Genomic DNA, 22,435 nt, shown 5'->3' on the forward strand with positions numbered 1-22,435 from the left:
GGAGATACCAGGACGAAATATCTCTGCAACGGAGACCAGCAAGACGGGCGGGTAAGATGGTATATATCTAGCTTTCGCTGAAATACCAACTTTCGTGGCCTAAGGGGAAGAGTGGTCGCAAGAGGCCCGCTGCTCTACGAGCGGATCATCGATTACGTGCTGGACGAGATCAGGCGGGGCGCCCTGGTCCCGGGAGACCGTGTCTCCTCAGAGATGGAGCTGGCCGAGCAGTTCGAGGTCAGCCGCATCACCTCGAAGCGCGCCCTGGAGCTCCTCAGACAGGCGGGCGTCGTCGAGCGGATCCGCGGCAAGGGCTCGTTCGTCGCCGGCGAGCTGCCCGACCTCGACCAGCTCGCGATCCCGGCCCAGGGAGCCGCGGCCGAGCGCGCGGCACCGGGCGAGCGGGCTCCCGGCGCGATCGCGCTGATCTATCCCGACGCGTCGGAGGCGTACGGTCTCGAACTGCTCGCCGCCGTGGAGGAGCGCTGCGCGGAACACGGGATCGCCCTCGTGATCAAGCGCACCCGCGGCGACCAGGCGGAGGAGGAGCGCGCGATCGCGTCCATGGTGGGCGGCGGCCTCGTCGACGGCCTGATCGTCTTCCCCGTCCACGGCGAGTACTACAACGCCCGCCTGCTGCGGACCATCCTCGCCGGCTACCCGCTGGTGCTGGTCGACCGCTATCTGGCGGGCATCCAGGCCTGCGCCGTCCACACCGACAACGTGGCGGCCGCCCGCACCCTCACCGACCGCCTGCTCGATCTGGGGCACCGGCACATCGCGTTCGTCTCGCCCCCGCCGGAGAACACCTCGAGCATCGAGGAGCGGCTGGAGGGGTTCCGCACCGCCCTGGCGGGGCGCGGCCTGCCGCTCAGCCACCAGCACCTGCTGACCGGCCTGTCCAGCACCCTGCCCGGCGCCTTCAGCGCGGAGAACGTGCGGGCCGACGTGGAGCGGGTCCGCGCCTTCCAGGAGCGCGAACCCGAGGTCACCGCGTTCGTGGTCTGCGAGTACAACCTGGCGCGCGTGATGGACCGGGCCGTGGCGGCCCCGCCCGGCCGCGCCAGGCCCCTCATCGCCTGCTTCGACTCCGCCGGCGACCCCGTCGCCGGGCCCGCCTTCCTGCACGTGCGCCAGGACCAGCGCGAGATGGGCAGGCGCGCGGTCGACCTGCTGCTCGCCCAGATGCGCGGCGAACCCGTGCCCTCGCGATCCATCGTCCCCTTCACGATCGTCGAGGCCCACGACCAGCGCGAGCCGCGCTAGAAGCGGCCCCCGGACTCAAGGACCACCCGCAACGACGAACGGAGAACGCCTGGTGTCGCCCGAGCCCGATCCCCGCACCCTCTGGAACGACCGCGCCGACGTGGCGCAGCGCAGCCTGGATCACTATTTCGCCGCCCCCGGCCGCCAGCTGTACGACAACTGGCACCCGCTGGGTCCCGGCGACAACGACGTCTTCAACTACTGGTGGCTGGCGCACGCCCTGGACGCGCGGGTGGACGCGTACGAGCGGACCTCGGACCCGTCGTGGCTGGACCGGGCCAGGGAGATCCACGACAACATCCTCGCGCGCAACGACGGGTCGCTGTTCAACGACTACTTCGACGACATGCTCTGGTTCGGCCTGGCGATCCTGCGGCTGGCCGACGCCCGCGGTGACGACGGGCTGCGCGCCGAGGCGGCCGCGATCTGGCGGCACGTGCTGGACAACGGCTGGAACGAGCACGAAGGGGGCGGCATCGCCTGGCGGGTCCCCCAGCCGTACTACAAGAACACCCCCGCCAACGGTCCCTTCGTGCTGCTCTCCGCCCGCCTGCACCGGCACACGGGCGACCCCGCGCAGCTGGACTGGGGGCGGCGGGCGATGGACTGGCTCGAGCGCGTGCTGGTGCGGGAGGACGGGTTCGTCCACGACGGCATCAACCGGCAGCAGGACCACGCCATCGACGAGCAGTGGCGCTTCACGTACAACCAGGGTCTGTACATCGGGGCCTGCGTGGAGCTGGCGGGCGCTCTCGGGGATGACGACTACCTGCGGCGGGCCACCAGGACGGCGCGCACGGCCCTCACGGAGCTGGCCCCGGGCGGGGTCTTCGCCGACGAGGGCGGCGGCGGTGACGAAGGGCTGTTCAAGGGTGTCTTCTACCGGTACGCCCGCCTCCTGGTGGACGCGGCCGACGTGCCGGACCTGCGGGACTTCATGCTGGCCAGCACCGAGCGGGTGTGGCGGTCGTGCGCCCGCGACGGCACGATCCTGGCCGGGCCGGTGTGGACGCGCGCGGCGGACGGCAAGGTGCCCCTGTCGGCGCAGCTGAGCGCCGTCATGGCCACCGAGGCCTGCGCCGCCCTCGTCTCCTCCCCTGTCGCCCCCGCCTGACCGGGCGGCGAGCCGTTCCCCGTCCCCGCGGGACCGAGCCGGTGGGGAGGGGTCAGTCGGAGGTGGTGGTGCGGCGGCCCCGGGCCGGGGGTTTCTTGCGGCCGGCCACCAGCGTGTCGCCCGGCGCCGGGTCCTCGCCGCTCTTCTGCTCACCGGAGCGCGGACGCGGGTGCGGCGCCGTGTCCTCCGTGGCCTGGGCGTCGGGCGCGGGTTCGGATTTGCCCGTCTTGGTGGGCTTATCCCTGGCATCTGGCTTGTCTGGCTTGGTGTCGGGTTCGCGGAGGGAGGCGATGACGTTGTCCGCCTCCCTGTCGGCGGCGAACTCGTCCGCCGCCTCCGACTCCCGCCGCCGGATCACCACCATGTGGTCCACCGAAGCCCGTCCCGCCCCCACCACGGCCAGCAGCAGGGACGCCGCGCCCAGGAGGATCAGCTCATTGAGGCTGATGGGGTTGAGCGGCGGCGCGACCAGGAAGACGGCGAGCGCCTCGGCGAAGAGGATCAGCCCGGTGACGGAGACCGCCAGCCCGGCGATCAGTAAGGCGCCGCCGATGAGCTCGGCCAGCATCGTGATCGGAGCCCAGGCGCCGGGGGCGGGGGCGCCCTGTTCCAGGAACTTCTCCCCGGTGATCTTCAGCCCGTCTTCCAGCTTGGCCCAGCCGTTGGCGAAGAAGATGCCGCCCACGCCGATGCGGGCGACTAAAGCGGCAAGATCGCTCAAGGCCTGTCTCACGGTAATTGTCTGCCCTGATCGGGACATGGCACACCTCAATCACGGCTGAGCAACGTGGCCACCGCGACGGCGGTCAGGCTCAGCAGAACGACGCTCACGACCACGGTCGTGTGCAGGGCGTTGACGAAGGCCCACCGGGCGGCGTCGAGCAGCGCGCCACCGGCTCGGCCGCCGACCTCGTCCGCGACGTGCGCGGCCGAGGCGAGCGACTGCCTGGCCTTGTCCATGCCGCCCGCGGACACTCCGGGCACGGCGGGCAAGCCGGGGGCGTACACGATGGCGGTGATCGTGCCGAGCACGGCCACGCCCAGGCCGGCCCCCAGCTCGTAGGCGGTCTCCTCGATGGCCGCGGCCCCACCCGCCTGGGACTCGGTCGCCGACGACATGATCGTGTCGGAGGCGGCCAGGAGCGCCACCTGCACTCCGAAGCCGATGCCGACGAAGCAGATCGCCAGCATCACGGGGTGGCCCTCGACCCCCCAGCTCAGTGTGGGCGTCAGCGCCAGCGCGACGAGGCCGAGACCGCCGCTCATCGTGGCCCGCATGCCGATCCTCGGCAGGATGTGGGCGGCGGCGAGCCCGCCGGAGATGGCGGAGATGACCAGCGGCAACATCCGGACGGCGGCGCGCAGCGGGCTGTCGCCGAGCACGAGCTGCAGGTATTGGGCGAGCATGAGCTGGAGCCCGACCAGCGCGAACACGCCGAGCAGCACGCCCGCGACCCCGGTGGCGAACTCGCGCCGCCGGAACAGTCCGATCTCCAGCAGCGGCGCCGGCAGCCGCGTCTGCCGCCGGACGAAGGCGGCCAGCAGCCCGAGCCCGGTCAGGAACACCAGCACGGACGCCCACAACGGCATCAGGCTGCCCGAGCCCGCCTCCTTCAGCCCGAACGCCAGCGCCAGGATCCCGAGCACGGAGAGCACGGCGCTCATCGCGTCCCACGGCCGGTCCTTGTGCTCGCGCGAGTCCGGCAGCAGCCGGACGGCGGCGGGCAGCAGCACCAGCAGGATCGGCACGTTGATCAGGAAGACCGCGCCCCACCAGACGCCGACGAGCACGCCGCCGACGAGCGGCCCGACGGCCGCGCCCGCGGCGGCGACCGCGCTCCAGACGCCCAGCGCGATGGCCCGCTCGCGCCGGTCGGTGAACACCTGGCGGATCAGCGACAGCGTGGCCGGCATGATCATCGCACCGCCGACGCCGAGCAGCGCCCTGGCCAGGATGAGGGTCAGCGGCGTCGGGGCGAACGCCGCGCCCGCCGAGGCCAGGCCGAACAGCGCGAAGCCGCACAGGACCATGCGCTTGCGACCGTACTTGTCACCCAGCGTGCCGAACATGATCAGCAGGGGCGCGACCACCAGCGAGTAGATGTCGATGATCCACAGCAGCTGCACGGCGGAGGGTTCGAGCGCGGCCGTGAGCGCGGGCACCGCGATGTGCAGGACCGTGGCGTCCACGGTGATCAGCAGCAGGCTCAGGCACAGGAGCACGAGGATGGACCAGCGGTGGTCCCTGTGCTCCCGGTCCGCAGTCCGTACGAAAAGTGCGGCCTGTGTGACGGTCATGGGCCTCCTTGCAGGCCGATCCGTGTCCAGGGCCCGCACGTGCTCTCGGGTCGGCGCGTGGGATTGCGGCTCGGCACTCGCTCCTTCCGAGGCCTCGCGCCCGGCTCCTCCGCTCCGGCTTGCGTGGCAGCTTAGGCCATGTCAGGCACTTGTCGTAGCGGTATCGCCTGATCCAGGGTCACACACGAACCTCTCTAGAGAGATACAGCCATATGTCGGTATCTATCCAACGATCGTTCGCGAAGCGATCATGGGACCGTGGGGACCGATCAACATGGCAGAAAAGGCAATCTTCCCGACCGGTCCTCCCGCGAGTGGTGCGCCGAGGCCCTGGCCAGGCTGAACGCCGGCCGTCCCGACTCCGCGCTCGACGCCGCCCGGAGGGCCTCCGGCCTTGATCCGTCCGCCGAGTGGGCGCACCGGCTCATCAGCCTCGCCCACGAGCGGCTGGGCCGCGACGCCGATGCCGTGCCCGCCGCGGAGCGGGCCGTCGAGCTCGCCCGCGGCTCCTGGCCGGCCCGCCTGCGCCTGGCCTCGATCCTGCGCCGCGTGCCCGGCCGCTGGGGCGACGCGGCCGAGCACGCCACGCTGGCGGCGAAGTTCGCGCCCGAGGAGGCCGGCCCGAGGGTCCTGCTGGGCGATCTGGCCCTGCTGCGCGGTGATCACGCCGCCGCCGAGCGGTCCTACCGCGCCGCGCTCGCCACCGAGCCCGGCCACCCGCAGGCCCGCGTGAACCTCGGCCTGTCGCTGCTGCGCTGGGACCGCCCCCGCCCGCACCACGATCCCGCATGGCCGGTGCACCCGCGCGACACCGGCAGGGCGAGGCGCGCCCTGGAGGTCTGGTCCCGCCAGGCACGCCTGCTGGTCGCCCTGGCCACGGTCGCGATCGCCGCGGCCGCGCTGCTGACCGGCTGGGGCGCGCAGGCCGAGCTCGGCGGCTTCGCGGTGCTGGCCCTGCTGGTGCCGCTCACGGTCAGGCAGGCCAGGCGGGTGGGTCTGTGGCGGTACGTGCGGCCGATGCTCTGCCGGGACCCCTGGCTCGGCGCGCACCTCGTCTCGGCGGCGGTGTCGGTGGCGGCGTTCGCCGCCTGGCTGCTGCTGGCGGCCATGCCGGCGCTGCCGGCCGCGTTCGACCCCGTCTGGGCCGGTCTGGCGGGCATCGCGGTGCTGGGCTGGCCGGCGCTGGCCACCGTACGCGCCCTGGCCGAGGCATGGCGTGGCCGCCCGCTGCGGGCGCTGGCCGCGTCGGCGCGGGCCCAGGAGAGCGAGCGCACCGCCAGGCGGAACACCGGCGTGACGCTCTGGATCCTGCTCGTCAGGACCTGGACGGTGCTCGTCCCGCTGCTCGGCGGGGCCCTCGCCGTGGAGCCCACGGCCGCGCTGGCGGCGGTCGCGGTGCCGTACCCGATGGTGCGCGGATACCTGCGCGCCCGGCACCGCGGAGACAGGTGGCTGCTCGCCGCGACGGGCCTCGTCGTGCTGTCCGCCGTGGCGAGCGCGGCGGGCGGGCTGCTCGGGTCGGCGTGGGCGTGGCGGACCGGGCTCGGCGGCCTGGGCGTGGCGATGGGCGTGTTCCTGGCCCGCGCGGCGCGCGCGTGGTGGCGCGGCGGCGCCGGCCCGTGGCGGGCCTCCCTCCTGATGTGCGACCTGCCCATGGGCGCCGAGCCGTCCGTCCCGCTCGACCCGGAGGTGCGCCGGACCTTCTCGTACGCCCGCAGCATCGTCCTGTCGTACGCCGACTCCCTCGGTCCCCGGGTCGCGGGCGCGGTGGCGTCCGTCACCTCGTCGGGCGAGCTGCGGCTGATCGCGGAGACGGAGGCCTGGGACGCCATCGAGGCCGACCCCAGGGTGGCGGTGTTCGCCACGGACCCGTTGCAGCGGCGCTTCTGGGTGGAGGTGCGCGGCATCGCCCAGGCCGACTCGGACGTCCTGCGCATCACGCCCAAGGAGGTGTTCCTGGGCGAGTTTCCCGGCCGCCACCAGCGCCGCCGGACCTGAGCGTGACCGCACGCCGATGGCACGCCGGCGGGACAGGGCGCGGCCCGCCGATCCCGCGTAGAATATTATTCTATGGACGTCCTGCGCACGCCTGAAGAGCGCTTCGCCGGCCTGCCCGGCTTCCCCTACGAACCCCGCTACGCCGACGTCGCCGACGGCCTGCGCATGGCCTACGTCGAGGCGGGCCCCGCCGAGGGCGAGCCCGTCGTGCTGCTGCACGGAGAGCCGACCTGGTCGTTCCTCTACCGGCACGTCATGCCGGAGCTGGCCGCGGCCGGGCTGCGCGCGATCGCCGTCGACCTCGTCGGATTCGGCCGCTCCGACAAGCCGGCCGACCTCGCCGCCCACACGTACGCCAGGCACGTGGAGTGGACCCGCGCCCTGCTGTTCGACGCGCTCGGCCTGAGCGGCGTCACCGTCGTCGGCCAGGACTGGGGCGGGCTGATCGGGCTGCGCGTCGCCGCCGAACACCCCGAGCGCGTCGCCAGGATCGTGGCAGCCAACACGGGCTTGCCGACCGGTGACATTCCCATGCCCGAGGTGTGGCACCAGTTCAAGGCCACCGTGCTCAGGGCCCCGGTCCTGGACATCGCCCGGCTCGTGCAGGCGGGCTGCAGGACGCGGCTGGCCGGGGAGGTCCGCGCGGCCTACGACGCGCCGTTCCCCGGCGAGGCGTACAAAGCGGGGCCGCGGGCCATGCCCGGCCTCGTGCCGATCACGCCCGACGACCCCGCCGCGCCCGCCAACCGCGCTGCCTGGCAGGTTCTCACCACCCTCGACCGGCCGTTCCTGGTGGCGTTCTCGGACGGCGATCCGATCACCGGCGGCATGGCGCCGATCCTGCTCAAATCGATCTCCGGCACCTCCGGCCTGCGGCATCCCGTGATCGAGGGCGCCGGCCACTTCCTCCAGGAGGACGCGGGCACCGAACTCGGCCGCCACGTCGCCGCTTTCGTGACCTCCACCTAGCGTGTCAGGACCGCCCAATCGCCCGTCCGGTGCGGTATAACCGGGGGCGGACCGGGGAGGCGTGATGCGTGAGTCCGACAGGGCCCAGGCGGCGGGGCGGGCCGCGGCGCGGGATCTGTTCGAGAAGGTGCGGCAGCGTTACTACCAGATTCCCCCCGCCGTGCGCCGGGTGCTCTACGTGGTCGTGCTGGTCGCCGCCATGGGCGTGGGCGCCGCACTCGGCTGGGACCTGCTGCGCACCTTCCCGCTCGTCCTCATGGCGCTCGCGTTCGTCGCGCTGACCATGCGCTTCCCGCGCGCCGCCGCCACCGCCCTCGTGGTCGCGGGCTGGGTCGTGCTGGCGCTGCCCCTCTTCTCCGGGCTGTTCCCGGCCGGCTCGGGCTCGGTGCACCTCATGGTCGGGCTGGCGCTGCCCGTGGCGGCCGGCGCCCATCTGATCCGCTGGGTGACGCCGTGGGTGAGCACGCTGGTGGCGCTCGCCCCCGCGGGCCTGCTCGCCGTCCCGCTCTCCTTCGCCTCCGAGAGCGTCGCCGTCTGGGTCGCGTACGCCGCCGCCCTCGCGGTGCTGATCCACCGCTTCCTGCTGGCCCGCAAGGCCAAGGCCGAGCGCGCGGCGGCCGAGGAGCAGCAGGTCCGGGTCAGGGCCCGCGAGGGGAGGCCGGAGTCGCCACAGGACAGATCCGCCGCGCCGCCGCAGATCTCCGTCGAAGAGGCGCTGGGCGAGCTGGAGAGCATGGTCGGCCTGTCGCCGGTCAAGGAGCAGGTGCGCTCGATCGCCGCCTCCATCGAGGCGTCCAGGCTGCGGGCCGAGGCCGGCTACACGACCGGCCGGCCCACCAGGCACTTCGTCTTCGTCGGCCCGCCCGGCACCGGCAAGACCAGCGTGGCCCGCGCGCTGGCCAAGATCTTCTACGCGTTCGGCCTGCTGGAGACCCCCTACGTCGTCGAGGCGCAGCGGGCCGACCTGGTGGGCGAGTTCCTCGGCGCCACCGCGATCAAGACCAACGAGCTGGTCGATCGCGCGCTGGGCGGCGTGTTGTTCATCGACGAGGCGTACGGGCTGGTCAACTCCTCCGACGGGCAGCCCGACAGGTTCGGCGCGGAGGCGGTGCAGACCCTGCTCAAGCGGGCGGAGGACGACCGCGACCGGCTGATCATCATCCTGGCCGGCTACGAGCAGGAGATGGGCTCGTTCCTGTCCAGCAACCCCGGCCTGGCCAGCAGGTTCGCCACGCGTGTGCGCTTCCCCGGCTACTCCCCCGCCGAGCTCGTCGAGGTCACCGAGCTGCTGCAGAAGCGCAGGGGCGACACGATGGGCGACGACACCAAGCGGGTGCTGCTCGGCCTCTTCGACGACGTGCACCGGCGCGGCCTGGTCGACGAGCTGGGCAACGCCAGGTTCGCGCGCAGCCTGGTGGAGGCCGCCGCGCAGGCCCGCGACGTGCGCGTGGTGGGCGCCGGCGGCACTCCGAGCACGCACGACCTCGTCACCACCACGACGCCCGACGTCACCAAGGCGTTCGAGGAGCTGACCGCGCGGTTCCGCGGCTACGTGGCCACGCCCACGCTGGAGGAGGCGCTGGCCGACCTCGACAGGATGGCCGGCCTGGAGCCCGTCAAACGGCAGGTGCACGCCATCGCCGCGCAGCTCCAGGTGGCCAGGATGCGGCAGGAGCGCGGGCTGCCCACCCCGCCGCAGATGCGGCACTTCGTGTTCGCCGGCCCGCCCGGCACCGGCAAGACCACGGTCGCCAGGGTCCTGGGCCGGGTGTTCGCCGCGCTCGGCCTGCTGGCCAGGCCCGACGTCGTCGAGGCGCACCGGGCCGACCTGGTCGGCCAGCACCTCGGCGCCACCGCCATCAAGACCAACGAGCTGGTCGACCGGGCGCTGGGCGGGGTGCTCTTCATCGACGAGGCCTACAGCCTGGTCAATCCCGGCTACCAGGGCGGCGACGCGTTCGGCGCCGAGGCCGTGCAGACCCTGCTCAAGCGCGCCGAGGACGACCGCGACCGGCTCGTGATCGTGCTGGCCGGCTACCAGCGCGAGATGGACTCCTTCCTGGCCACCAACCCCGGCCTGGCCAGCCGGTTCAACCAGCGGGTGGCCTTCCCCAGCTACTCCCCCTCCGAGCTGTCCGAGATCGCGGTGCTGCTCGCGGAGCGGTCCGGCGACTCGTTCGACGAGGAGGCGCTGCGCCGGCTCGACGAGGTGTTCGCCTGGGTGTGCGAGGAGCGGCTGATCGACGGGCTCGGCAACGGCCGCTTCGCCCGGTCGCTGTTCGAGCGCGCCGCCATGCGCCGCGACGTCAGGCTGGCCGCGCACGCCTCGCGTGGCGGTTCGGCCAGCTCCGCCGACCTGACGACGATCACGAGCGAGGACGTCCGCACCGCCGTGGACGAACTTTCCGGCCGGTAATCCACCACGACGCTCACCCTGTGTAGCAAGATGAGCACGACGGGTGGCTCGGCGTCGAAGGGGGAGCGATGGCGGGGTTCCTTGCCCGCAGGTTGCTCAACTACGCCGTGCTCGTCGTGGTGGCCGCCAGTCTCGCCTACCTTCTGGCGGCCACGGCCCTCGACCCCCGCTCCAACTACGCCGACCGCACGCCGAAGCCGCCGGCCGCCGTGGTCGACGCCCAGCTGACCGCGCTCAACCTCAACGACAGGACTCCCCTGCTGCAGCGCTACGCCACGTGGGCAGCGGGCGTGCTGCACGGCGACTTCGGCAGGTCGGTCGGAGGCACACCGGTCAACGACGACCTCAAACGCCGCATGGGCGTGACCTTCCGGCTGGTCGTGCTGGGGCTGGCGTGCGGGAGCCTGCTGGGCGTGCTGGCCGGCGCGCTGGCCGCGGCCCGGCAGTACGGATGGTTCGACCGCATCTCGACCGGCCTGTCGTTCGTGGTGCTCGCCGTGCCGGTGGTGGTGCTGGCCAACATCCTGATCCTGGGGGCCACGTGGGCCAACGAACACGTCTTCGGCCGCCAGGTGTTCCTGGTCAGCGGCGAATACAGCGACGGCCTCGACACCGGGTTCTGGGGTCACGCGCTCGACCGGCTGCAACACCTGATCCTGCCGACCGTCTCGCTGTCGGTGGGACTCATCGCCGTCTTCAGCCGCTACCAGCGCAACATGATGCTCGACGTGCTGGGCGCCGACTACGTGCGCACCGCCATGGCCAAAGGGCTGAGCAGAAGGAGGGCGCTCATCCGCCACGCGCTGCGGACCGCGCTCATCCCCGTGGCGACCTACTTCGCGTTCACGTTCGGGACGCTGCTGACGGGGGCCACGTTCACCGAGAAGATCTTCGGCTGGCACGGCCTGGGCGAGCAGCTGATCAACTCGATCTTCCGCAACGACGTCAACACCGTCGCCGCCATCTCCCTCCTGGCGGCCGTCGCCGTGTTGTGCGCCTCGCTGGCCGCCGACCTGCTGCACGCCGCGCTCGACCCGAGGGTGCGGGCACGATGACGCTGTCCGAGGAGGAGCTGGCCGAGGAGCTTCGCGACGGCGTCATGGCGGGCGCGCCGTCCAGGACGCGCCTGATCGCCGGGCGGTTCTTCCGCTCAGGGCAGGGGCGGCTCGGGTTCGCGGTGCTCGCGCTGATGTTCCTGCTGGCTTTCGCGGGGCCTCTGGTCAGCCCGTGGAGCTACCTCGACAAGGACTTCACCGCGTTCCTGCAGCCGCCGTCGCCCGACCACTGGTTCGGAACGCTCCAGACGGGCGCCGACGTCTTCGCGGTGACGCTGCGCGGCATGCAGAAGTCGCTGGTCGTGGGGCTGCTCGCGGCGCTGGTGTCCACGGCGTTGGCGGCCGTGGTCGGGGCGTTCGCGGGCTATTTCCTGGGATGGACCGACCGGACGCTGACCTGGGTGAGCGACCTGCTGCTTGTGCTGCCCGCGTTCCTCGTCCTGGCGATCATGTCGCCGCTGTTCGGGTCCGGCCGGTGGCCGCTGTTCGTGATCACGCTGGCGCTGTTCCTGTGGATGGTGACCTCGAAGGTCGTCCGCGGGATGACGATCTCGACGAAGGAGCGGGAGTTCATCCAGGCCGCCCGCTACATGGGCGTGCCTCCCGTGCGGATCATCTTCCGCCACGTGATCCCCAACCTGTCGTCCCTGCTCATCGTGGACGCCACGCTCAACGTCAGCACCGCGATCCTCACCGAGACCTCGCTGTCGTACTTCGGGTTCGGCATCCAGCCGCCGGACGTCTCGCTCGGGACGCTCATCGCCGACGGCTCGCGCACGGCCGTCTACGCGCCGTGGACGTTCTGGTTCGTCGCGGGGCTGCTGGTGGTCACCGTCCTCGCGGTCAACCTCGTCGGCGACGCCCTGCGCGACGCGTTCGACCCCTCGTCGAAGAGGGCGCGATGAGCCCGGTGCTCAACGTGCGCGACCTCAGCGTGTCGTTCGGCGGCGTGCCCGCCGTGCGCGAGGTGAGCTGGACCGTACGCCGCGGCGAGGTCCTCGGCATCGTCGGCGAGTCGGGATCGGGCAAGTCGGTCACCTCGGCTGCCGTCATGGGGCTGTTGCCCCCGGGCGCGCGCGTCACCGGGTCCGTACGCCTGCACGGCAGGGAGCTGATCGGCGCACCCGCGCGGGAGCTGACCTCCTGCCGCGGCAAGGCCATGTCGATGGTGTTCCAGGACCCGCTGTCCGCGCTGACGCCCGTCTACCGGGTGGGCGACCAGATCGCCGAGGCCGTGCGCGTGCACCAGCGGGTCGGCAAGGAGACGGCCATGGTCAGGGCCGTGCAGCTGCTGGACCTCGTCGGCATCCCGCGCCCCTCGGAGCGGGCGCTGGCCTTCCCGCACGAGTTCTCCGGCGGGATGCGGCAGCGCGTGATGATCGCGATGGCCATCGCCAACGACCCCGATGTGATCATCTGCGACGAGCCGACCACCGCGCTCGACGTGACCGTCCAGGCGCAGGTGCTGGAGGTGCTCAAGAAGGCGCAGCAGAAGACCGGCGCCGCCATCATCATGATCACCCACGATCTCGGAGTGGTGGCCGGCTTCGCCGACCGGGTGCTGGTGATGTACGCCGGCCGGCCGGTCGAGGTGGGCGGCGTGGACGACGTCTACTACCGGACGCGGATGCCGTACACGGTGGGGTTGCTCGGCTCGATCCCGCGCGTCGACGAGGGCGGGCGGCGGCCGCTGACGCCGATCGAGGGCAGCCCGCCGTCGCCGGCCGCGCTGCCGCCCGGGTGCCCGTTCGCGCCGCGCTGCCCGATGCGGATCGACGCGTGCGAGGAGCGCGAGCCGCCGCTGTTCGAGGTGGGAGACGGGCACCGCGCCGCGTGCATCCGCTGGAAGGAGGTGGCCCCGTACGCCGCCGGCGCGCCGGAGGCCCCCCGCGCCGCGCCGCGACAGCCGCGGCGGCCGCGGCGCGCGGTGCTGGAGGTGCGCGGCCTGGTCAAGGACTATCCGCTGCTCAAGGGGGCGCTGTTCAGGCGCAGGATCGGCACCGTGCACGCGGTGGCCGGGATCGACTTCGTTTTGCGCCAGGGCGAGACGCTGGGACTGGTCGGCGAGTCGGGCAGCGGCAAGACCACCACGCTGACACAGATCCTCGAGCTGGCCCCGCCGCAGCGGGGCAGCATCACCGTGCTCGGCCACGACACCGCCCGGCTCGACGCCGCGCGGCGCACCGAGATCCGGCGCGACATGCAGGTCGTCTTCCAGGATCCGCTGGCCTCGCTCGACCCGCGCATGACGGTGCACGACATCCTGGCCGAGCCTCTGCGCGCCCACGGGCAGCGGCGTCCAGGACGGCGGATCGCCGAGTTGCTCGCGCTGGTCGGCCTCGACCCCTCGCACGCCGCCCGCTACCCGCAGGACTTCTCCGGCGGGCAGCGGCAGCGCATCGCCATCGCCCGCGCGCTCGCGCTGGAGCCCCGGCTGCTCGTGCTGGACGAGCCGGTCTCTGCCCTCGACGTGTCGATCCAGGCCGGCGTGATCAACCTGCTCGGCTCGCTCAGGGCCAGGCTCGGCCTGTCCTACCTGTTCGTGGCGCACGACCTGGCCGTGGTGCGCCACATCGCCGACCGGGTGGCCGTGATGTACCTCGGCAGGATCGCCGAGATCGGGCAGGTGGACGCCGTCTACCGGGCTCCGATGCATCCGTACACGCAGGCCCTGCTGTCGGCGATCCCGCTGCCCGATCCGGTGCGTGAGCGCGCGCGGGACCGGATCCTGCTCGAAGGCGACCTGCCCAGCCCGGCTGACCCTCCGACGGGCTGCCGCTTCCGCACCAGATGCCCGAAGTTCCGCGCGGAGCTCACCGGGGACGAGCGCAGGCTCTGCGTGGACGTCGAGCCCGAGGTACGCCCGCTGGGCGCGGACCAGGGCGCGGCCTGCCACTACGCCGAGCGGCGCGACGTCGTATGACCAGGAGGTAATCGCTCGATGAAAGCATCACGTCTTGTCGTGGCCGTCACCGTGACGGGCTCGCTCCTGCTGGCTGCCTGCGGCGGCGGGGGCGGCTCGGGAGGCGGCGGCACGGCGGGGGACGACCGTGCGCCGAAGGCCTACGACGTCAACCCGCAGCCGCGCGACAAGGTCGAGGACGGCGGCACGCTGCGGTGGGGCATCAACGAGTTCCCCGCGCAGTGGAACAGGAACCACGTCGACGGCAACCTGGCGATGGCCGCCGTGGTCAGCAACGCGCTGCTGCCCTCGCCGTTCCTGTCGGACGAGAAGGCGGAGATCACGGTCAACGACAACTACGTGATCGACGCGAGGGTGACCGAGCGGCGGCCCCAGCAGGTGGTCACGTACACGCTGAACCCCAAGGCCAGATGGTCCGACGGGCGGCCGATCACGTGGGCCGACTACCGGGCGCAGTGGCGGGCGCTGAACGGGCGCGACCCTGACTTCCGCATCGCCTCGTCCACCGGCTATCAGGACATCGGGCAGGTGGCGCGGGGCAAGAACGACTTCGAGGTGGTGGTGACGTTCGACCGGCCCTTCGGGGACTGGCAGTCGCTCTTCTCGCCGTTGCTGCCCGCCGCCGCCAACCGCACGCCCGAGTCCTTCAACAACGCCTGGCTGAACAAGATCCCGGTGTCGGCCGGTCCGTTCAAGTTCGGCGGATTCGACCAGACGGCCAAGACGATCACGCTGGTACGGGACGAGACCTGGTGGGGTGACCGGGCCAAGCTCGACAAGATCATCTACCGGGCGTCGGAGCAGGACGCGCTGATCGGCGCGTTCGGCAACGGCGAGCTCGACGTCGTCGACCTCGGCCCGTCCGCCCCGGATCTCGCCCGCGCCAGGGCCGCCCAGGGCGCGCAGGTGCGGCAGGCGGCCGGCCCCGACTTCCGGCACTTCACCTTCAACGGGTCGAGCGAGCTGCTCAAGGACCGCGATGTGCGGCTGGCCGTGCAGCTCGGCATCGACCGCCAGGCCATCGCCCGGTCCGACCTGCAGGGGCTGGACTGGCCGATCGCGCTGCTGAACAACCACTTCTTCATGAACACGCAGGAGGGCTACCAGGACAACGCCGGCGCCCTGGGCGTCTACAACCCGGAGCGGGCCAAGAAGCTGCTGGACGCGGCCGGCTGGAAGCTCGCGGGCGCGGGCGGCACGGTCAGGCAGAAGGACGGCAGGCCCCTCGACCTGCGCTTCGTGGTGCCGTCGGGGGTGCAGCTCAGCAAGTCGGAGGGCGAGCTGGCGCAGAGCATGCTGGCACAGATCGGCGTGAAACTGACCATCAAGGCCGTGCCCAGCGACGACTTCTTCAGCAAGTACGTGATCCCCGGGAACTTCGACATCACGCCGTTCGCCTACATCGGCACACCGTTCCCGGTCTCGAGCAGCTACGGCATCTACGCGAACGCGCCCGACGGGAAGACCTGGAACGCGAACTTCGGGCGCGTCGGTTCGGCGGCGGTCGACGAGGCCATGAGCCGGGCCGCCCAGAGCCTGGACCCGGTGCAGGCCCGCAAGGAGACCAACAAGGCGGACCGGCTGATCTGGGAGCTGGTGACCGTGCTGCCGCTCTACCAGCGGCCGCAGATCGTCGCGACCCGGGAGACGCTGGCCAACGTGGGGGCGCGCGGCTTCTACGACCTCCGCTACGAGGACATCGGTTTCATGCGCTGACGCGCCCGGCCGGCCGCTCACCCCGCCCCCGCGCCGCCGGTGGCGGTGGCGGCGGCCGCCGTCAGGTGGACGCGCCGGCCGTGACGCGGTCGACGAGGCCCTTGGTCCCCTCCTCCCGAGCGCAATGGGCGCAGCAGTACCAGTGCTCGCCCGACTGGACGCCGTGCCCGATGACCTTCGTACCGCAGTGCTCGCAGATGGGCGCCATCGCCTCGATCGCGCACTGGAAGCAGTCGAAGGTGTGCACGGCCCCTTGCGCGCGCACCTCGAACGCCATGTCGTAGTCGTTGCCGCAGGTCTCGCAGACAGCCATGATGATCCCCTTTGCACTGGATCCGCAGTTCGTGGGTCTCCTTTCCCCAAACAGCGGCCGTATTCCGGCCGTCCGTCACGGCCCGCGCACCACGAAGCGGCCTATCAGCGGCAGGCCGAGCAGCCCGAGAGCCGCCAGCGCGGCGGGCAGGCCGAGCCAGCCGCTGAGCCCGGCGACCAGCAGGGGGCTGGCCACGAACCCGGTGTACGAGATCGTCGACACCCACCACACCAGCGTCCCGCCGGCGTCGTCGGCGGCGGCCCGGCTGAGCAGGGCGGGCACCATGGGGCCGAGCGCCAGCCCGGCCAGCGCGAACCCGGCCATGGAGACCGGCACGCTGCCGCCCAGACCGGCCAGCACGATGCCCGCGCCGCCGCCCGCCCCCGCCACCAGGTACAGCGCCCTGAGCGGCGTCCTTGGCAGCGCCTGCACGATGAGCCGCCCGGCCGTCAACGCCCCCATGTAGACCGCGGGCGCGGCGCTGGCCGTCAGCGGGGACGCCCCGCGGTGCTCCTCCAGCAGCAGCACCGACCATTGCTCGACCGAGTTCTCGATGGTCAGCACGCAGGCGGCGAGCGCTCCGAGCAGCGCCGCGGCCCCCACGAGGCTGCGCCGGTCGATCTCGGAGGAGGTGACCGGCAGACCGCGCCCCAGCGGCAGCGCGAGCAGCGTCAGCGAGGCGGCGATCACGATCAGGCCGATCGCCACGAGCACCGCACCGGCGCTGAGACCGAGCGAGCGGGCCAGCCCGGTGGCCGGCGCGGCGGCGATGACCGCGACGGGGAAGGCGGCGTGCACGGGCTGGAAGAGCCGGCGCCCGCTCTCGCGCTCGGCCCGCCCCGTGGCCAGGTTGAGCGCGATGTCGAGCGCGCCGCTCGCCGCGCCGACCAGCAGGAGCGCGAGAGCCAGCTGCCAGGCCGTGCCCGCCAGCCCGATGCCCGCCACGCTCAGCGCGAACAGCACGGTGAACCCCAGCAGAGCCGCCCGCTCGCGCCCGCGCGCGAGCCTGCCGGCCAGCGCCATCGCGGGCAGCGCCCCCACCGGTACGGCGCTCAGCGCCAGCCCCAGGTCGCTCGCCGACAACCCCAGCTCGAGCTTGACGGCGGGCAGCAGGACCGACCACGAACCCCAGAACACACCCCACACCGCGCAGACCGCGATCAGCGGCATGATGACCAGCACCCCTTGAAATTTTGGTCAAGTCACAGTAAAGATCGACGATGTCCTTATTGCCGCCTGCCGAAAGGACACACGTGCTTATCCGCACGGTCATCGCGACCGCCCTGGCCGCCACCGGAATCGCCGCCCTCCCCTCCGCCGCTTACGCCGGATCGGCCGCCTACACCCCCGAGCGCGTCTGCGGCCCCGGCTTCCACCGGGTCAAGGACGGCCACCGCGCGATGAAGACCCGCGCGGGAGCGGTGTTCGGGCACGTTTATCTGATGTATAGCAAGCGCAGCGGCAAGAACTGCGTCGCCGCGATCAAGACGGCGTACAAGGGCGCCCGCACGGTGACCGGCGCCCACCTCGAGGTCCGGGGCGGCGGCCGGAGCGAGGACGTGCAGAAATACCGCTACTACGCCGAGACGGGCCACATCGACGGCGCCTGGAAGTGCGTGCGCTACTCCGGCTGGACCCGCGACTCCAGCAACCGCGTCGAGGCCTGGGGCGGACGCGCGGCTTGGGGCAACTGCAAAGGCTAGACCCGCCACCGTGTTCTGCGCGGTCTTCTGCGCGGTCTTCTGCGCGGCGGAGCAGCTCCTGCACGACAGCGAGCAGCTGCCTTCGTGCTGGTCAGGCTGCGTGCCGGCCAGGTCACAGCTGCGGGTACTGTGTGGAGACGCACAGCCGCGACCTGAGGAAGGCCGGCGAAAGCGACGAGCGTCCATGGCCGGTGGCGGCCTGGCGCCAGGCCATCGGCTGCACCCCGGCAGAGCGCGCCACGCTCGGGCCGGCGGAAGAGGCGGGCGCCTGAGACCGGATCGGGGTCGCCGCGCGGTTCACACCGGGCACCCGAGACACCTTCTCTGTCGGGAAATGCATTGAGCCGATCAGTGAGCCCCGGTTAGGTTGGCGCGCATGGCGGGTGACGAGTGCCCGGCATGCCGCCGTCAAGCGGCGCGGCGCATCGTCGCAGGAGACAGGGCACGCGTTCAGAAAGGGGGACGACCGTGAAACGCGTGAGAGTCGTGAAGTCGACCGCCAAACGGCGCCCGCGGCCGGCGGTGGAGCTGGACCTGCGCTCGCCTGCGGGTCGCACGCTTCCCTACTGAGCTGCTCCTTACGCCGAATTTACGGGGGTTTCTGTAGACACAGAAATAACAAGGACATCACGGGGGGCTCACGATGACGAGGCTGGTGGCGGTGCCGCCACACATCGCCAGGCACAAGGTCCGCTATATCCGCACAGCGGACCGCCGCAAGCCGCCCGCCGACCCCAAAGTGATCGATCTGCGGGCCTACACCGGGAGAAACGTGATCCGTTTCCCCGGCGGCCCCACCTCCGCCGCCTGACGGCCCTCCCCGGGGCTCCTGCGTCAGCGGTACAACTTCTCGGCGTAGGCCTTGCCGTAGTAGGTCTCCAGCTCTTCCACGCTCTCCTCGACCACCTGCACCTCCTTGACCAGCCTGGCGTGCGAGGGCAGGACGTCGGGGCGCCAGGTGCCGGGCTTCCACAGCGCGGAGCGCAGGAACGACTTGGCGCAGTGGAAGAAGATCTGCTCGATCTCCACCACGAGCGCGAGGTGCGGCCGGTGACCCTTGACGATCAGTTCGTCGAAGAAGGGGGCATCGCGTACGAGCCTGGCCCGGCCGTTGATGCGCAGGGTCTCGTTGCGGCCGGGAATGAGGAAGATCAACCCCACATTCGGATTCTTCAGGACGTTGAGGAATCCGTCCGCCCGGCGATTCCCCGGGCGGTCCGGGATCGCGATCGTGGTGTCGTCGATGACATGCACGAACCCGGCGGGGTCCCCCTTGGGCGAGACGTCGCAGGCGCCCTTGTCGTCCGACGTGGCGACCAGGCAGAACGGCGAGGCCGCCAGCCAGTCGCGGTCGCGCTGGTGGAGGCGCACGCGCTCCTTGTTCGCGGCCCTCGGCATCACCTCGCCGAGGAGCTCGCGCAACTCGTCCTCGGACCCGATCTCCGCCCAGCTCATCTGATCTCCCTTCGGGGGTTTCCCCTATTTTGTCAGGGAATCGGGCCGAGCATCCTGTGAGCTTGCCCGCAGTACGAGCTCCGCGCCCGGGCTCGAACGGGCGGGCCGGGGCCGGCCGTGGTGGGACAGGAGGGCGGCCCCGGCGCGGTGCCGTTACTCGACGCGCAACGTGGTCCAGTGGGACGGCTTGCCTTCGTACATCGCGTCGTTGCAGTTGCAGTTGCCGCAGCCAGGGATCATGTCCGGTCCTTTCCTCGCCTTGCCGGATGAGGTCTCGTACCCGGCGTGACGGACGCGTACGCTGGCGTGCCTGCCAGAGTTCCGGACCCCGCGGGCCACATCACCACACCGCTACCAGCGCCGGGCGTGCGCCATCGCCGTCAGGTACGCGTCGCGCTCGGCCGCGAACCGGGCGGGGTCCATGCCCTGCCGCTCGGCCCGCAGGTGCAGCATGGTCAGCTCGGTCGCCGCCTGCTGGTAGTCGCTCATGGCCCGGCCGAGCCCCGCCTTCCTGGCCCACTTGCGCGCCTGCTTACGGCCGGGCAGCGTGCTGAGCATCCTGACGTCGGCCTCGGTGACCAGCCCGGTCGGCGCGTAGCCGGGCAGGTAGGCGCCCATCCTGGCGACGAGGTGACGGCGTTCGGCGACGGTCACGGCGATCAGGGCGACCAGCGCCACCATGATCACCAGGTAGGCCAGGCCCAGCCAGGCCAGCGATCCCGTGGTGGCGGCGCCGTTCCAGAGTGCGTGCAGGAAGACGGCGGCCAGGTAACCCAGCGGGATCGCGGCGTACCTTCCCGCGGTGCGCCGGGTGAGCGCGTACGCGACCCCCACACCGATCATGGAGGTGTAGACCGGGTGGCCGAGCGGGTCGATCAGGCCCCGCACGACGAACAACTGCACCGCACCGCCGGCGCCGTCCTCCGCGAACGCCAGCAGGTAGTAGCCGACGTTCTCCACGGCGGCGAAGCCGAGGCCGGCCATGGAGGCGTACACGATGCCGTCGGTCAGGCCGTCGATCTCCCTGCGCCTGCGCAGGAGCAGGAGCAGCGCCGAGCCCTTGAGCGCCTCCTCGATCACCGGGGCGAGCACGACGGCGCCCACGTCGTCGACGACCGCGGCGCCGAACCCGGCCCGGACGAACAGCTGCTGCCCCACGACCGTCAGCGCGATGCCCAGCACGATCGCCAGCCCCGCGCCCCACGCGAACGCGAACGCGAGGCTGAGCTTGGGCTCGGGCTCCAGCCGGTCGAGGGAGAGCACCGCGGCGAGCAGCACCGGCAGCGGCGCCACGGCCAGCAGCGCGGCCAGGCCGAAGCCGACGGGACCGCCCGACACCAGCATGACCGCCAGCACCAGCAGCGCCAGCACGCCAGAGACGACCAGGCCGATCAGCAGGGCCTTGCTGGGGCGCTGGGAGAGGATGCTCTGGGGCGGAGCTGTCATCGTGCTGCCTCACTTCCCGTTCGGTCCGCCCACTATGCGGGCCGCGCATCTACAGGCGCTTAACGGTCACTTGATTCGCGGTAATAGGGGTCGGCCACGACGGGCTCGCCGTCGGTGTACGAATACACCTCCCGGCCGGAGATGAACACCTTCCGCACCCGGCTCATGACGTCCAGCGGGTCGCCGGACCAGATGACCACGTCGCCGTCGAGCCCGGGGCGCAGGGAGCCGACCCGGTCGTCGAGGCCCATGATCCTGGCCGGGTTCACGGTGATCGACCGCAGCGCCTCGGCCGGGTCCATCCCCTCCTTGACCGCGAGCGTGGCCTGGTGGACGAGGAAGTGGATGGGCACGACGGGGTGGTCGGTGGTGATGGCCACCTCTACGCCCGCCCGTGCCAGGATGCCGGGGTTGCGCAGCGAGCGCTGCCGCAGCTCGACCTTCGACCGGCTGGTGAACAGCGGGCCGATGATGACCGGAACGTTCCTGGCGGCGAGGGTGTCGGCCAGCAGGTGACCTTCGGTGCCATGATTGATCACCACCCGGTAGCCGAACTCCGCCGCCAGCCTGAGCGCCGTGGCGATGTCGTCTGCCCTGTGCGTGTGCTGGCACCACGGCAGCTCGCCGTCCAGCACGCGGACGAGGATCTCCAGCGTGCCGTCGCGGTCGAACGGCTTGCCCTCCGCCTGCGCGGCCGCCCGCCTGGCCCGGTAGTCCTGCGCCTTCATGAACGCGTCGCGGATCACCGCGGCCACGCCCTGCCGGGTGGAGGGCAGCTTCTTCTGGTCGCCGTACACGCGTTTGGGGTTCTCGCCCAGGGCGCTCTTGACGCTCACCGGCTCCCTGATCAGCATCTCGTCCGCGCTTCTGCCCCAGCACTTCACGGCGACCGTCTGCCCGCCGATCGGGTTGCCGGAGCCCGGCTTGATCACTGCCGTGGTCACGCCGCCCGACAGCGCGTCGGCGAAGCCCAGGTCGGCGGGGTTGATGGCGTCGAGGGCACGCAGGCGGGCGCCGTTCGGGTCGGTCATCTCGTTGGTGTCCTGACCGGCCCAGCCCTCCGCCTCCTCGTGCACGCCCAGGTGGCCGTGGGCCTCGACGAAGCCGGGCAGCACCCACCCGCCGCCCGCGTCCACCACGGAAGCCCCCTCCGGCACGGCCACGTCCCGGCCCACCGCGGTGATCTTCCCGTCCTCGATGAGCACGGTGCCGCCGTCGATGGGGTCTCCGTCGACCGGAACGACAAATCCGCTGATGATAGCGAGTTTCATGACCCGTAACTTACAGGTGGGCGGGTAGGGGCTCTGAATGACGATCTCCCACCTGTACAGGCGATGGCTGCTCGAGATGTGGAACGGCGACTTCGAGCTCGCCCACGAACTGGTCACCCCCGGCTTCACCGGGCACTGGCCAGGCATGGAGGTGTCGGGGCCGGGCGAGCTCATCGAGGTGCTCAGGCAGGGTTACGCCCCCTTCGACGACGTCGCGGTCACGCTCGACGTCGGCCCGATCCCGGACGGCGACCTGGTGGCGGCCAGGTGGACGTTCACCGGCGCCTACCGGGGCGGTCTCCCCGGCGCGACCGTGGCCGAGGGGACCAGGGTGGCCTTCAGCGGGCACGACATCCTGCGGGCCGAGGGCGACAGGTTCGCCGAATACTGGGTGATCTCGGACGCCCAGACCTTCAGCAGGGAACTGGGGATAGGCTGACATATCTCTCTATGTCGGTGCACCCTAGGTCGTGCACGCGGTACGTACAGGAT

20 protein-coding genes are annotated in these 22,435 nt (G+C 71.7%); 13 read left to right on the plus strand and 7 right to left on the minus strand.

The genetic code is table 11. The annotated features are described in order from the left end of the window. The first annotated feature begins 111 nt into the window (after positions 1 to 111). Together ACZ6SA_RS37395 and ACZ6SA_RS37400 are read left to right on the plus strand one after the other, a co-directional pair. Positions 112 to 1,266 (plus strand): GntR family transcriptional regulator, encoded by a 1,155-nt coding sequence (locus tag ACZ6SA_RS37395; RefSeq protein WP_465833584.1) that lies wholly within the window; start codon positions 112 to 114, stop codon positions 1,264 to 1,266. A gap of 52 nt (positions 1,267 to 1,318) precedes the next feature. Beyond that, the gene (locus ACZ6SA_RS37400; RefSeq protein WP_465833586.1) at positions 1,319 to 2,380 is read left to right on the plus strand and encodes a glycoside hydrolase family 76 protein; all 1,062 of its coding nucleotides are present in this window, start codon (positions 1,319 to 1,321) and stop codon (positions 2,378 to 2,380) included. Between the two features lie 52 nt (positions 2,381 to 2,432). Here ACZ6SA_RS37400 and ACZ6SA_RS37405 read toward each other — a convergent pair whose 3' ends face one another. Together ACZ6SA_RS37405 and ACZ6SA_RS37410 are read right to left on the minus strand one after the other, a co-directional pair. Beyond that, complete coding sequence (locus ACZ6SA_RS37405; RefSeq protein WP_465833588.1) at positions 2,433 to 3,101, minus strand: DoxX family protein; 669 nt, start codon at positions 3,099 to 3,101, stop codon at positions 2,433 to 2,435. A gap of 47 nt (positions 3,102 to 3,148) precedes the next feature. After that, on the minus strand, positions 3,149 to 4,678 hold the full coding sequence (locus ACZ6SA_RS37410) for an MFS transporter (RefSeq protein WP_465833590.1): 1,530 nt from the start codon (positions 4,676 to 4,678) through the stop codon (positions 3,149 to 3,151). A gap of 258 nt (positions 4,679 to 4,936) precedes the next feature. Between ACZ6SA_RS37410 and ACZ6SA_RS37415 the strand changes: the two genes are divergently transcribed. The 7 genes from ACZ6SA_RS37415 (at position 4,937) to ACZ6SA_RS37445 (ending at position 15,755) form a co-directional block, all read left to right on the plus strand. Beyond that, a complete protein-coding gene (locus tag ACZ6SA_RS37415; protein WP_465833592.1) occupies positions 4,937 to 6,676 on the plus strand; it encodes a hypothetical protein in 1,740 nt (579 codons plus the stop codon). A gap of 72 nt (positions 6,677 to 6,748) precedes the next feature. After that, positions 6,749 to 7,645, plus strand: a complete 897-nt coding sequence (locus ACZ6SA_RS37420; RefSeq protein ID WP_347650718.1) for a haloalkane dehalogenase — start codon at positions 6,749 to 6,751, stop codon at positions 7,643 to 7,645. A gap of 64 nt (positions 7,646 to 7,709) precedes the next feature. After that, a complete protein-coding gene (locus tag ACZ6SA_RS37425) occupies positions 7,710 to 10,061 on the plus strand; it encodes an AAA family ATPase (protein ID WP_465833594.1) in 2,352 nt (783 codons plus the stop codon). 68 nt (positions 10,062 to 10,129) lie between these two features. After that, complete coding sequence (locus tag ACZ6SA_RS37430; protein WP_443151016.1) at positions 10,130 to 11,116, plus strand: ABC transporter permease; 987 nt, start codon at positions 10,130 to 10,132, stop codon at positions 11,114 to 11,116. Continuing rightward, complete coding sequence (locus tag ACZ6SA_RS37435; protein ID WP_347650722.1) at positions 11,113 to 12,021, plus strand: ABC transporter permease; 909 nt, start codon at positions 11,113 to 11,115, stop codon at positions 12,019 to 12,021. The genes ACZ6SA_RS37430 and ACZ6SA_RS37435 overlap by 4 nt, the downstream gene beginning before the upstream one ends. Beyond that, positions 12,018 to 14,039 carry a dipeptide ABC transporter ATP-binding protein gene (locus ACZ6SA_RS37440; RefSeq protein WP_465833597.1) on the plus strand — a complete coding sequence of 674 codons (2,022 nt, stop codon included), beginning with the start codon at positions 12,018 to 12,020 and terminating at the stop codon, positions 14,037 to 14,039. The genes ACZ6SA_RS37435 and ACZ6SA_RS37440 overlap by 4 nt, the downstream gene beginning before the upstream one ends. Positions 14,040 to 14,057: 18 nt before the next feature. Next, positions 14,058 to 15,755 (plus strand): ABC transporter family substrate-binding protein, encoded by a 1,698-nt coding sequence (locus ACZ6SA_RS37445; RefSeq protein WP_465833599.1) that lies wholly within the window; start codon positions 14,058 to 14,060, stop codon positions 15,753 to 15,755. 61 nt (positions 15,756 to 15,816) lie between these two features. Here the strand turns inward: ACZ6SA_RS37445 and ACZ6SA_RS37450 are convergent, their stop codons facing one another. Both ACZ6SA_RS37450 and ACZ6SA_RS37455 read right to left on the minus strand, forming a co-directional pair. Then, entirely contained in the window at positions 15,817 to 16,068 is a 252-nt protein-coding gene (locus tag ACZ6SA_RS37450; RefSeq protein ID WP_347650725.1) for a hypothetical protein, read from the minus strand. 75 nt (positions 16,069 to 16,143) lie between these two features. Beyond that, positions 16,144 to 17,250: an MFS transporter gene (locus tag ACZ6SA_RS37455; RefSeq protein ID WP_347650726.1), complete on the minus strand. Its 1,107-nt coding sequence runs from the start codon at positions 17,248 to 17,250 to the stop codon at positions 16,144 to 16,146. 71 nt (positions 17,251 to 17,321) lie between these two features. On the opposite strand from ACZ6SA_RS37455, the gene ACZ6SA_RS37460 reads away from it, so the two are divergent. The 3 genes from ACZ6SA_RS37460 (at position 17,322) to ACZ6SA_RS37470 (ending at position 18,582) form a co-directional block, all read left to right on the plus strand. Continuing rightward, complete coding sequence (locus ACZ6SA_RS37460) at positions 17,322 to 17,771, plus strand: hypothetical protein (protein WP_347650727.1); 450 nt, start codon at positions 17,322 to 17,324, stop codon at positions 17,769 to 17,771. A gap of 131 nt (positions 17,772 to 17,902) precedes the next feature. Next, positions 17,903 to 18,043, plus strand: coding sequence for a hypothetical protein (locus ACZ6SA_RS37465; protein WP_465833601.1), 141 nt, complete (start codon positions 17,903 to 17,905; stop codon positions 18,041 to 18,043). Between the two features lie 371 nt (positions 18,044 to 18,414). Further along, complete coding sequence (locus ACZ6SA_RS37470) at positions 18,415 to 18,582, plus strand: hypothetical protein (protein ID WP_347650728.1); 168 nt, start codon at positions 18,415 to 18,417, stop codon at positions 18,580 to 18,582. 23 nt (positions 18,583 to 18,605) lie between these two features. Here the strand turns inward: ACZ6SA_RS37470 and ACZ6SA_RS37475 are convergent, their stop codons facing one another. The 3 genes from ACZ6SA_RS37475 to ACZ6SA_RS37485 all read right to left on the minus strand — a co-directional run bounded on the left by ACZ6SA_RS37475 (position 18,606) and on the right by ACZ6SA_RS37485 (position 21,943). After that, complete coding sequence (locus tag ACZ6SA_RS37475) at positions 18,606 to 19,226, minus strand: pyridoxamine 5'-phosphate oxidase family protein (protein WP_347650729.1); 621 nt, start codon at positions 19,224 to 19,226, stop codon at positions 18,606 to 18,608. A 351-nt stretch (positions 19,227 to 19,577) separates the two neighbouring features. After that, entirely contained in the window at positions 19,578 to 20,672 is a 1,095-nt protein-coding gene (locus tag ACZ6SA_RS37480; RefSeq protein WP_347650730.1) for a PrsW family intramembrane metalloprotease, read from the minus strand. 59 nt (positions 20,673 to 20,731) lie between these two features. After that, positions 20,732 to 21,943, minus strand: a complete 1,212-nt coding sequence (locus tag ACZ6SA_RS37485) for an amidohydrolase (protein WP_465833604.1) — start codon at positions 21,941 to 21,943, stop codon at positions 20,732 to 20,734. A 37-nt stretch (positions 21,944 to 21,980) separates the two neighbouring features. On the opposite strand from ACZ6SA_RS37485, the gene ACZ6SA_RS37490 reads away from it, so the two are divergent. Beyond that, positions 21,981 to 22,382 carry an ester cyclase gene (locus ACZ6SA_RS37490; protein ID WP_347650732.1) on the plus strand — a complete coding sequence of 134 codons (402 nt, stop codon included), beginning with the start codon at positions 21,981 to 21,983 and terminating at the stop codon, positions 22,380 to 22,382. The last annotated feature ends 53 nt before the right edge of the window (positions 22,383 to 22,435 follow it).

The organism is Nonomuraea sp. NPDC049378 (genome assembly GCF_055586745.1).

Bases quoted from the DNA above. Each gene is read 5' to 3' on its own strand.
- ACZ6SA_RS37410 (WP_465833590.1), bottom strand. From the start codon at position 4,678: ATGACCGTCACACAGGCCGCACTTTTCGTACGGACTGCGGACCGGGAG.
- ACZ6SA_RS37420 (WP_347650718.1), top strand. From the start codon at position 6,749: ATGGACGTCCTGCGCACGCCTGAAGAGCGCTTCGCCGGCCTGCCCGGC.
- ACZ6SA_RS37425 (WP_465833594.1), top strand. From the start codon at position 7,710: ATGCGTGAGTCCGACAGGGCCCAGGCGGCGGGGCGGGCCGCGGCGCGG.
- ACZ6SA_RS37430 (WP_443151016.1), top strand. From the start codon at position 10,130: ATGGCGGGGTTCCTTGCCCGCAGGTTGCTCAACTACGCCGTGCTCGTC.
- ACZ6SA_RS37435 (WP_347650722.1), top strand. From the start codon at position 11,113: ATGACGCTGTCCGAGGAGGAGCTGGCCGAGGAGCTTCGCGACGGCGTC.
- ACZ6SA_RS37440 (WP_465833597.1), top strand. From the start codon at position 12,018: ATGAGCCCGGTGCTCAACGTGCGCGACCTCAGCGTGTCGTTCGGCGGC.
- ACZ6SA_RS37445 (WP_465833599.1), top strand. From the start codon at position 14,058: ATGAAAGCATCACGTCTTGTCGTGGCCGTCACCGTGACGGGCTCGCTC.
- ACZ6SA_RS37450 (WP_347650725.1), bottom strand. From the start codon at position 16,068: ATGGCTGTCTGCGAGACCTGCGGCAACGACTACGACATGGCGTTCGAG.
- ACZ6SA_RS37470 (WP_347650728.1), top strand. From the start codon at position 18,415: ATGACGAGGCTGGTGGCGGTGCCGCCACACATCGCCAGGCACAAGGTC.
- ACZ6SA_RS37475 (WP_347650729.1), bottom strand. From the start codon at position 19,226: ATGAGCTGGGCGGAGATCGGGTCCGAGGACGAGTTGCGCGAGCTCCTC.
- ACZ6SA_RS37480 (WP_347650730.1), bottom strand. From the start codon at position 20,672: ATGACAGCTCCGCCCCAGAGCATCCTCTCCCAGCGCCCCAGCAAGGCC.
- ACZ6SA_RS37485 (WP_465833604.1), bottom strand. From the start codon at position 21,943: ATGAAACTCGCTATCATCAGCGGATTTGTCGTTCCGGTCGACGGAGAC.
- ACZ6SA_RS37490 (WP_347650732.1), top strand. From the start codon at position 21,981: ATGACGATCTCCCACCTGTACAGGCGATGGCTGCTCGAGATGTGGAAC.